The sequence below is a fragment of the Streptomyces sp. NPDC057623 genome (assembly GCF_042800355.1).
Taxonomy (GTDB): domain Bacteria; phylum Actinomycetota; class Actinomycetes; order Streptomycetales; family Streptomycetaceae; genus Streptomyces.
The window spans coordinates 126,539-135,447 of the sequence record NZ_JBHVGZ010000023.1 but is presented as its reverse complement, the minus strand read 5'-3'; the positions used below and the strand labels follow the sequence as shown (position 1 = coordinate 135,447).

Here is an 8,909-nt window from a genome sequence, read left to right as displayed (position 1 = left end):
GCTGCGGCGTGCGGCTCGTCTCAGTGGGGCATGTCGTCGAAGGCGGTGGGCAGCCCCGCGATGTCGGGGGGTTCGGCGGCGAACAGCACGACCGGGCCGCCGGGCAGGTCCGCCTCGGCGATCCGGCGGAAGCCGCCGTCCTCCAGGACGCGCTGGGTGCGCGGGTCGTCCTCGTCCGGCGCGGCGACGACACGGCGGCAGCGCGGGTCGGCGGCGAACAGGGCGGGGGTGAGCGCGCGCAGCAGGCCGGCGGCGAGGTCCGGCGCGGGCCGGTCGAGCCATACGGCGATGTCGTGCGCGCCCATGGGGTAGGCGGCTCGCAGCGGGTGCTGCCAGACACGCTGGACGCGCACGAGGACTTCCTGCGGTCCGTCGCCGTGCGAGGCCGCAAACCCGTGCACGTCCGCACCCGACGGTCCGCAGATCCGCCGCAGGGCCCAGCCACCGCCGAGGGCGGGCACCGGGGGCACCGGCGCGGTATCGGAGAGTAGGTCCACGGCGCCGCTCCTGAGATCGCGGTTCGGCAGCCCCTGCACCGGTGTGCGGGGGCCGGGTGGGGCAGGCTGGGGGGTCAGGCGGGGGTGGCGGTCGTCGCCTGTGCGGTCACCGAGCGCCGCAGTTCACGCTTGTCCAGCTTTCCGCTGGCGTTGCGCGGCAGACGTTCGACGACCTGCACCCTGGTGGGGAGCTTGTAGCGGGCCAGGTGCCGGCCGGCGAACCCGCGTACCTCCTCGACCGTGAGTTCCGCGCCGGCCGTGCAGGTCAGGACCGCCAGGACCGTCTCGCCCCACTTGGGGTCCGGCACGCCCACGACGGCAGCCTCCAGGACGTCCGGGTGCTCCACGAGGACCCGCTCGACCTCTGCGGGGTAGATGTTCTCACCGCCGCTGATGATCATGTCCTTGAGCCGGTCGACGATGTAGTAGAAGCCGTCCTTGTCCCGGTAGGCGATGTCGCCGGTGCGAAACCAGCCCCGGTCGTCGAACGCGGCCCGCGTGGCGTCCGGGTTGTCCCAGTAGCCGGCGGCCACATTGGGTCCGCGGACACAGATCTCGCCCTGGGTGTCCGGTTCCTCGATCTCGACGCCGGTGACCGGGTGAATCAGCCGGATCTCGGTGTACGGCATCGGGAGCCCGGCCGATCCGGTCTTCTCCAGCGTCAGCCGGGCCGGCAGATAGGTCGCGAACGGGGCCGTCTCGGTCAGCCCCCACGCCTGCTGCAGCAGCAGGCCCATCGCGCCGTAGTCCCGGATCAGCTGCGGTGGCACCGGGGCGCCGGCGACGATCGGGGAGCGCAGGGCGCTCAGGTCGGCCTCGGCGAACCCGGCCGTCCGGGCGAGTGCCGTGTACATGGCGGGGACCGCGAAGAAGGTGTTCACCCGGTACCGGACGAGGTCCTCCAGGCAGCGGGCGGGGTCGAAGCCCCGGCGCAGGATCACGGTGCCGCCGCGCACCAGCGTGCGCAGGGTCAGGGCGTTGAGGCCGCCGATGTGGAACAGCGGGGCGAGGGCCAGGTTCACGTCGTTGGCGCGGGTGTCCACGACGACGTCGACGTTGACCGCGTTCCACCACAGGTTGCCGTGTGTGAGCATGACGCCCTTGGGCCGCCCGGTGGTTCCGGAGGTGTACATCAGGGCCGCGAGGTCGCCCTCGTGCAGGGCGACGGGTTCGCGTACGGGGCGGTGCGCGCCGCGCAGCGTGGAGAGCGGCGTCCACGCGGGGCCCGGCTCCCCGGTGGCGGGGCACTCGGGGTCGGTGTCGACCAGCAGCAGGCTGCGGGCGGGTATGTCCGCCCGCACGGACGTGACGAGTTCGCGGTGCCCCTCCTCGACGACCAGAGTGTGGGCGCCGCAGTCGTTCAGAATGTGCCGGACCTCGTCGGCGGCCAGCCGGAAGTTGAGGGGGACGAAGACCGCGCCCAGGTGGGCCGCGGCGAACAGGGTCTCCAGGAACGTCGTGCTGTTGAAGCCGAGGTAGGCGATGCGGTCTCCGCGCCGGAGCCCGCACTCCGACAGCCCGGCGGCGAACTCCCGCACCCTACGGCCGATTTCGGCCGCGGAGATCTCATGGCCCTCGTAGATCACGGCGGCGGGCCCGGGATACAGGGCTCTTCGGTAGAGCGCAGCAGCGGGACTGATGTCGACGGCGGCCATGGCGTCGGCTCCTTACGAGGGCTTGGAGGTGGGGGTGCGCCGGTGCCGGGTCACAGACCCGAACCGCCGGCGGGTGAGCGGAAACCGCGTACGGCGATGCCGCCGTCGGCGGGGATCACGGCGCCGGTGATGGTGGCGCTGTCGGTGCGGGAGGCCAACAGGACGTAGGGACCGGTGAAGTCCTCCGGCTCGACGCTGGAGTCGTACAGCGGGATCAGCGGCGGTGTCCTCTCGCCCGAGGCCGCCTCGGCGGCCTCGTTCTTCGCGAAGGACGCGGCGAGGGTGCGGTCCTCCAGGCCAAGGCTCGCGGGACCGCGCAGCTGGGTACGCATCCCGCCGACGGCCACCCCGTTCACCCGCACCTTCGGCGCGAGTTCGAAGGCGAGCTGGCGCAGCAGCCCGAGGCAGGCATGCTTGCTCGCGGTGTAGAGGGAACCGCCGCCATCGGTGTGGAAGGAGGCGTTGGACAGGGTCATCACGATACTTCCGCGGGTGGCGACCAGTTCGCGCCAGGCGGCCTCGACGGCCAGCAGGTATCCCTTGACGTTGATGGCGAAGAGTTCGTCGAACGCTTCGGCCAGCTCCTTGCCGTTCAAGCGGGTGACGCTGCGGTGGTAGTCCCAGATGCCCGCGTTGGGCACCAGGACGTCGATTTTGCCGAAGTGTCCCGCCGTGGCGTCGACCGCCCGGTGCATGTCCTCGGGACTGCGTACGTCCCCGGTGAGGGGCAGGATCCGGTCGCCGAGTTCACCGGCGGCGCTCACCACCTCCTCCAACTGCGCGGCGCCCCTGCCCAGAACCGCGACGCGGGCGCCTTCGGCCAGGTAGCGCAGGGCGACGGCGCGGCCGATGCCGGAGCCTCCTCCGGTGACGAGGGCGACATCGCCCTCCAGCCAGCCCCTGCTCACGGTCGGTTCTCCTTCAGGAAGTCGGTGACCAGCCGCTCGAACTCGGCCTGCCGCTCCAACTGCACCCAGTGACCACAGCCGCCGAACACGTGCAGTTGGACGTCGCGGATCTGCTTGAGCATCAGCTGCGCGCCGTCCAGAGTGATCGTCCGGTCGTCGCGTCCCCAGAGCAAGAGGGTGGGCGCCTTGATCCGGTGGACCTGCTGCCAGAGCGGGTCCATGCCGTGCCGTTTCGCGAAGGCCGCGTTGTAGCGGTGGTAGAAGGCGATGTGGGATTCGTCGAGAGAGGCCTCGTAGCGGGCCTGGGCGGTGTCCGCCCAGCGGCGCGGCTCGGCGGTCATCACACCGATGAAGTCCCGCATCTTCTTCAGCGTCGGTCCCTCGCCGTGGTAGTAGCGGAACATCGCCTTCTGACCCTCGGTGGGAGTGGGGCCGAAGGGGAGCCAGCCGCCGCCGGGGGCCATGAGGACGAGCTTCTCCACCCGGTCCGGGACCTTGAGCGCGGTGGCGATGGCGGCGGCGCCGCCGAGGCTGTTGCCCAGCAGGTGGAACCTGTCGATGCCGAGCGCGTCCAGGGTCCGCACCAGCGCGTCGACGGTGATCTCGGTGATGCTGCGGGCGTCCAGGTCCTCCTCGGTGGGCCGGTAACTGCCGCCGAAGCCGGGCTGGTCGGGGAGGATCACCCGGAAGTTCCGGGTGAGCGCGGGCAGGTTCTGGTGGTAGTTGGCGACCGCGCTCGCGCCGGGGCCGCCGCCGTGCAGCATGACGAGCGCCGGGCCGGCGCCGCTCTCGCTGACCGCGATGTCCCCGAGCGGGGTGCGCACCAGGTGCTCGACCAGCTTGGGTTCTTCGGTCTCGGTAGGGGACACGTGGGTTCTCCGGTTCACAGGAAGGTGCTGATGTTCTTGGCGAGCAGGACGTTCTGGTCGAGCAGGATCGTGCGGCGGGCGATCAGCAGGCGCCCGTCGTCCGGGGCGCGGCGCAGCAGGTCGGTGCGGGCGCCCGCGTAGAGGTCGACCTCGCGTTCCAGGCGGTTGCGGTAGCAGAGGAACGCCGACTCGGCGATGTACTCCCCCGGTTCGTCGGCCGCCCGGACCATGACGTTGGTGATCAGGTGCCGGGTCCGCGACGGCGGGTCCTCGGCCCAGGCCATGCCGGAGTCGAACCGGCGTATCCGCCAGGCCAGGCTCGCCTTCGTCTCGTCGAAGATCGCCACCTCGCCGGGCGCCCCGTCGGCCAGGGCCTGCTGGCGGCGCAGCCGATTGGTGCGCACCGGCGCCCAGTAGTGGAGGTCTTCGGTGAACAGCTCCAGCCAGTCCGCGTAGCGGTGTTGGTCGAGGAGTTGCGCCTCGCGGCTGTACAGGCGCTGCGCCTCGAAGTGCAGCCGGATGTCGTCGTCGTACGCGCCGGGCGCGTCCGCTGTCGGCTCCGGGGTGTGGATGCTCATCGGTTGGTCCTCCTGCGGGCCGCGCCGAACGGGCTCCATTCCAGCGCGGCGTACGTGGTGCGGGGAGCGGGTGTGCCGGTGGACGGCACGGCGGGGGTCGTCCTGCCGGATCGTGTCGGGGCTTGGGCGCCTGGCACACACTCCCCCCGGGTCTCTTCGAGCGGGGGGCTCCAGGGGGCCGCCGCGCCGGGCGTGGTCGGCGACCTGCCGTGTCGTCCACCGCGGCAGCGGCCCATGTCACCGTCTCCTCCGTCTCGCGGTCACCTGCGCCGGCCCCGCTCGGCCCGGACCGGAAGCCCCGTCGGCCGGAACCAGCCCGGTCCGAAGGGCAGGCCCCGGCGCTGCCGGAGCGTCAGCGTCTGAGCAGGCTCCGCGGATCGGTGCTCACGTCGGCCAGTTCGGCCGGGTCGACGGCGATGCCCCGGTCGATGATCCTGCGGACCGCCTTGATGTCGCGGGTGCGGTCGATCGCCGCGGCGGCCACCACTCTGTCGCCGCGCAGGCCGAAGGCGAGGAAGGCACCGCTTTCGGGGGTTCCCCGCAGCACGGTCCGCTCGGCGTCCGCCATGGTGCCGACCGCCTCCAGCCGGGTGCCGTACCGGTCGGACCAGAACCAGGGCGCGCCCGCGTCCATACCTGGCCGACCGAGGATGCCGCGGCCGACGGCCTCGCCGTCCCGCTGGGCGGCCTCCCAGTGTTCGTGCCGTCTCCCTTGGCCCGCGCCGCGGGCGACATCGCCGATGGCGTAGACGGCCGGGTGCGAGGTGCGCCGGTTCGCGTCGACGACGACGCCGTTGTCCACCCGCAGTCCGGTCGCCTCGGCGAGTTGCGTGGCGGGGCGGATACCGATGCCGACCACGACCGTGTCGGCGGTCACCGTTTCGCCGTTCCCGGACAGGTGAATCAGGAATCGGCCCTGCCGGCGCGCGACGTGTTCGACACCCGCGGTGATCACGTCGATGCCCTCGGCACGATGGCGGGCGTGCAGCGCCGTCGCGATGTCGTCGCCGACGGCCTCGGCGAGGGGCACGCGGACCGGGTCGACGAGGGTGACGCGGCAGCCGAGCGTCCTGGCCACGGCGGCGGTCTCGGCGCCGATCAGCCCGGCGCCGACGACGGCCACCCGGGCGCCGGGCAGCAGCCGTTCACGCAGCCGCTGTGCGTCCTCCCAGGTACGCAGCAGACGGATCTCCGGATCTGCGCCGCCGGGAACGGGCAGCGCGCGGGGCGTGCCACCGGTGGCCAGCACGATCCGGTCGGCCGTCTCGACCACGCCACCGGCCAGTTCGACGCCGCCCGGCTGAGGGCGGATCGCCTGGACGACAGCGCCTTCACGGAGCCGTACGCGCTGGTCGTGGTACCACTGCTCGGGACGCAGCAGCACGTCCTCGCGGCGGTCCTTGCCGAGCAGGACGTCCTTGCTGAGCGGGGGGCGGTCGTACGGCAGGCCGTGCTCGGCGGAGTACAGCACCAGGTCGCCGTCGTAGCCGTGGGCGCGCAGGGCGTCGCACGCGGAGAGGGCGGCCAGGCCGGCGCCGACGACGGCGATCCGCTGGGGCGTGTTCATCCGGTGGCCCCCTGACCGGGGTACACCCAGATGGCTTCGTCGCGGACCTCGACACGGTGGGCGGCGACGGGGAGGGTGGCGGGCATGCACTGCGGCTCGCCGGACTTCAGGCAGAAGCGGGCGGCGTGCAGCGGACACTCGACCTCGCCGTTCTCCACCCAGCCCTCCGCCAGCGACGCCTGCCCGTGGGAGCAGGTGTCGTCGAGGGCGTAGTAGGCGCCACCGTCGTGGAAGACGGCGATGTCGGCACCGTGTCCGGTGACCGCGGCGGGCACGCGCAGCCCCTCGCCGTCCTCGACGTCGCCGACGGAGGCGACCTGAAAGCCGGTGGTGGTATCGCTCATGAGGCGGTCTCCTTCCCGGGCTTCTCGTGCCAGGCGGGGGTGTTCATCAGGTCACGCCAGCGGGTGTAGAAGCCGCGGGCGGCACCGTCGGAGTAGAGGCGCCCGGTGGTGCCGGGGTGAACGCCGTCCTCGTTCTGAATATCCAGTCCCATCTGGTAGTTGAGGGTCATCGAACCGGACATGAAGCCGTGGGCGGTGGCCTGGCACTCCGACCAGTTCTCGCCGTCGTCCTGCTCGAAGATGCCCGTGGGTCCGAACGTCCGCAGGTTGTAGAGCCGTTGGGCGTCCTTGACCTCGTCGGGCATCGACCTGTCGACGAGGGTCCAGGCCCAGACCTCCATCCGGTCGGGCCCCTTGGGGTGCCAGACCCGGATGGAGCCGTTGACCGGGAGGTAGGAGAAGTTGGGGAAGACGGTGGCGTGGCCGGTGGTCATCGGCCCCTCGACCCGGGTGTCGCCCAGCCGTTCGCGCAGCGCGTCGTAGTCGTACCAGTCGTGCACGACCCGGTCGTCGAAACGGCTCTTGGGGTGGGTCGGGAAGCCGTGGCCGTGGCCGAGCGGGTCGGTGTACTGCCGGCCCGGAGTCTGCACGATCCCGTCCGTGGGGCCCTTGCCGTTCGGGGACATGACCATCAGCGCGGAGGCGTGCGAGATGTTGACGTGGTACCAGTCGGAGGCGAACTGCTCGGCGGCGAGCTTCCAGTTGCCCTCCAACACCCACTTGTGGACACCGCCGACGACCTCGGTGCCCTCCGGGTCGCGGTCGAGCATGGCGTCCATGTACCAGGTCATGCCGCCCAGCGCCTCGGCGAGCGGGGGCGCCTCGGGGTTCCAGGTGGCGAAGATCAGGCCCTTGTAGGTGTCGAGCTGCGCGACCTCGACCAGACCCCAGCGGTCCTGCTCGAAGTGGTCCGGGTAGTCCCCCTGGTTGGGGACGTTGACGAGCTTGCCCGAGGTGTCGTACGACCAGCCGTGGTAGCTGCACGTGAACGCCTTGGTGGCGCCCGCGTCGGCGCGGCAGACCCGCATGCCGCGGTGGCGGCAGGCGTTGAGGAAGGCGCGAATCCTGCGGTCGCGGCCCAGGGCGACGATGACCGGGTCCTCGCCCATGTACGTGGTGAAGAAGTCGCCGGGTCGCTTGAACTGGCTCTCGTGGGCGAGGAACAGCCAGCTCGGTGCGAAGACGCGGCGCAGTTCCTGCTGGTACAGGGACGGGTCGCTGAAGACGGTGCGGTCGACGAGCCCGTTGTCCAGGTCGAAGCGCGCGCTCACGTCGACGGACGGGTGCGGAACGCGGGCGAGACGATCCATCGGCCGCGCTGGCGTGGATGTCATCGGTGGAACTCCTCGGCGTGGGTCAGGTCGAGGCGGCGAAGCGATCGGCTCGGTCGCACGGCGGCTTTCCGTTCTGTTCGTTCGTGGTCGAGGGGACGTTCGGACGGGCACAGGCGGGTGCGCCGAATCCGGCACGGCTACAGGAGACGCGGGATGGGGGCGTTCGGCCCAGTCGGTGTGCCGTAGCGCGGCACACCGAGATGTCCGATGCGTGCTTGCTCCGGCCCGTTTACAACCCCGAAACGGTCTTCTATGTTGGACGCGCGTCCATTTTGATGGCAACGTCTGCACTGTCCGGGAGCCCCCATGTCCATTCACTCCCCCACCTCCGAGCGCCCCGTCACCCCCGCACACGGCACAGCCGCGACCCTGTCCGACCAACAGACCGCGGTGGACAAGGCGCTCGTCCTCCTCAAGTCGCTCGCCGACCACGACGGCGAGATCGGTGTGAGCGAGCTGGCCCGCCGTAGCGGCCTCACCAAGTCGACGACCTTCCGGCTGCTCGGCATACTCCAGCGCAACGACATGGTCGAGCGCGTCGGCAGCGACTACCGGCTGGGCACCCGGCTCTTCGACATCGGCGCCCGGGTGTACGGCCCGGTTTCCCTACAGCTGCGGGAACGACTGCTGCCGCACCTCGCCGACCTGTACGTGCTGACGCAGGAGACCGTGCACCTCGCGGTGTTGCACGACACGGACATCGTGTACGTCAACAAGATCCACGGGCACCGCGCGACCCGCTCCCCCTCCCGCATCGGCGCCCGGCTGCCCGCCTACTGCACCGCCGTCGGCAAGGCACTGCTGGCCTTCGAGCACGACGCCGCGGAGGCCGCCATCCTGGCGGGGCTGCGGCAACTCACCGAGTACACCATCACCGACCCCACCACCTTCCGTGCCGAGCTGGGCCACATTCGGCGCACCGGCATCGCCTACGACCGTCAGGAAGCCGCCCACGGCCTCACCTGCGTCGCCGTTCCGATCATGGGGCCCGTCGGCCGACCGGTCGCCGCGCTCTCCGTCGCGGGTGCCGAGCACCGCTTCGACCGGGCCCGCGTCGCTCCGGCGCTGCGCCGAGTGGCCTACGAGGCGACGCGGGCCGTCGCGGCGCCCACCAGGGCGCAGCGGACCACGGCCCTGATCTGACCCGGGGCGCCGGC

9 protein-coding genes are annotated in these 8,909 nt (G+C 71.6%); 1 reads left to right on the top strand and 8 read right to left on the bottom strand.

Annotation, left to right across the window (positions count from 1 at the left end; genetic code table 11):
• Positions 1–20 precede the first annotated feature (20 nt).
• The 8 genes from ACFU95_RS23965 to ACFU95_RS23930 all read right to left on the bottom strand — a co-directional run bounded on the left by ACFU95_RS23965 (position 21) and on the right by ACFU95_RS23930 (position 7,752).
• On the bottom strand, positions 21–497 hold the full coding sequence (locus tag ACFU95_RS23965) for a GNAT family N-acetyltransferase (protein ID WP_383831126.1): 477 nt from the start codon (positions 495–497) through the stop codon (positions 21–23).
• A 74-nt stretch (positions 498–571) separates the two neighbouring features.
• Positions 572–2,152 (bottom strand): long-chain fatty acid--CoA ligase, encoded by a 1,581-nt coding sequence (locus ACFU95_RS23960; protein WP_383831124.1) that lies wholly within the window; start codon positions 2,150–2,152, stop codon positions 572–574.
• Between the two features lie 50 nt (positions 2,153–2,202).
• The gene (locus ACFU95_RS23955; protein WP_383831122.1) at positions 2,203–3,060 is read right to left on the bottom strand and encodes an SDR family NAD(P)-dependent oxidoreductase; all 858 of its coding nucleotides are present in this window, start codon (positions 3,058–3,060) and stop codon (positions 2,203–2,205) included.
• Positions 3,057–3,929: an alpha/beta fold hydrolase gene (locus ACFU95_RS23950; protein ID WP_383831120.1), complete on the bottom strand. Its 873-nt coding sequence runs from the start codon at positions 3,927–3,929 to the stop codon at positions 3,057–3,059. Before ACFU95_RS23950 ends, ACFU95_RS23955 begins: the two co-directional genes overlap by 4 nt.
• A 14-nt stretch (positions 3,930–3,943) precedes the next feature.
• Entirely contained in the window at positions 3,944–4,507 is a 564-nt protein-coding gene (locus tag ACFU95_RS23945) for a 3-phenylpropionate/cinnamic acid dioxygenase subunit beta (RefSeq protein ID WP_383831118.1), read from the bottom strand.
• A 352-nt stretch (positions 4,508–4,859) separates the two neighbouring features.
• Positions 4,860–6,074 carry an NAD(P)/FAD-dependent oxidoreductase gene (locus ACFU95_RS23940; protein ID WP_383831117.1) on the bottom strand — a complete coding sequence of 405 codons (1,215 nt, stop codon included), beginning with the start codon at positions 6,072–6,074 and terminating at the stop codon, positions 4,860–4,862.
• On the bottom strand, positions 6,071–6,418 hold the full coding sequence (locus ACFU95_RS23935; protein WP_383831115.1) for a bifunctional 3-phenylpropionate/cinnamic acid dioxygenase ferredoxin subunit: 348 nt from the start codon (positions 6,416–6,418) through the stop codon (positions 6,071–6,073). Before ACFU95_RS23935 ends, ACFU95_RS23940 begins: the two co-directional genes overlap by 4 nt.
• Positions 6,415–7,752: an aromatic ring-hydroxylating dioxygenase subunit alpha gene (locus ACFU95_RS23930; protein WP_383831114.1), complete on the bottom strand. Its 1,338-nt coding sequence runs from the start codon at positions 7,750–7,752 to the stop codon at positions 6,415–6,417. The genes ACFU95_RS23935 and ACFU95_RS23930 overlap by 4 nt, the downstream gene beginning before the upstream one ends.
• A gap of 306 nt (positions 7,753–8,058) precedes the next feature.
• Between ACFU95_RS23930 and ACFU95_RS23925 the strand changes: the two genes are divergently transcribed.
• Positions 8,059–8,895 (top strand): IclR family transcriptional regulator, encoded by an 837-nt coding sequence (locus ACFU95_RS23925; protein ID WP_383831112.1) that lies wholly within the window; start codon positions 8,059–8,061, stop codon positions 8,893–8,895.
• Positions 8,896–8,909 lie beyond the last annotated feature (14 nt).

Coding starts and splice junctions, on each gene's coding strand:
- ACFU95_RS23940 (WP_383831117.1), bottom strand. CDS start 6,074: ATGAACACGCCCCAGCGGATCGCCGTCGTCGGCGCCGGCCTGGCCGCC.
- ACFU95_RS23945 (WP_383831118.1), bottom strand. CDS start 4,507: ATGAGCATCCACACCCCGGAGCCGACAGCGGACGCGCCCGGCGCGTAC.
- ACFU95_RS23930 (WP_383831114.1), bottom strand. CDS start 7,752: ATGACATCCACGCCAGCGCGGCCGATGGATCGTCTCGCCCGCGTTCCG.
- ACFU95_RS23925 (WP_383831112.1), top strand. CDS start 8,059: ATGTCCATTCACTCCCCCACCTCCGAGCGCCCCGTCACCCCCGCACAC.
- ACFU95_RS23960 (WP_383831124.1), bottom strand. CDS start 2,152: ATGGCCGCCGTCGACATCAGTCCCGCTGCTGCGCTCTACCGAAGAGCC.
- ACFU95_RS23935 (WP_383831115.1), bottom strand. CDS start 6,418: ATGAGCGATACCACCACCGGCTTTCAGGTCGCCTCCGTCGGCGACGTC.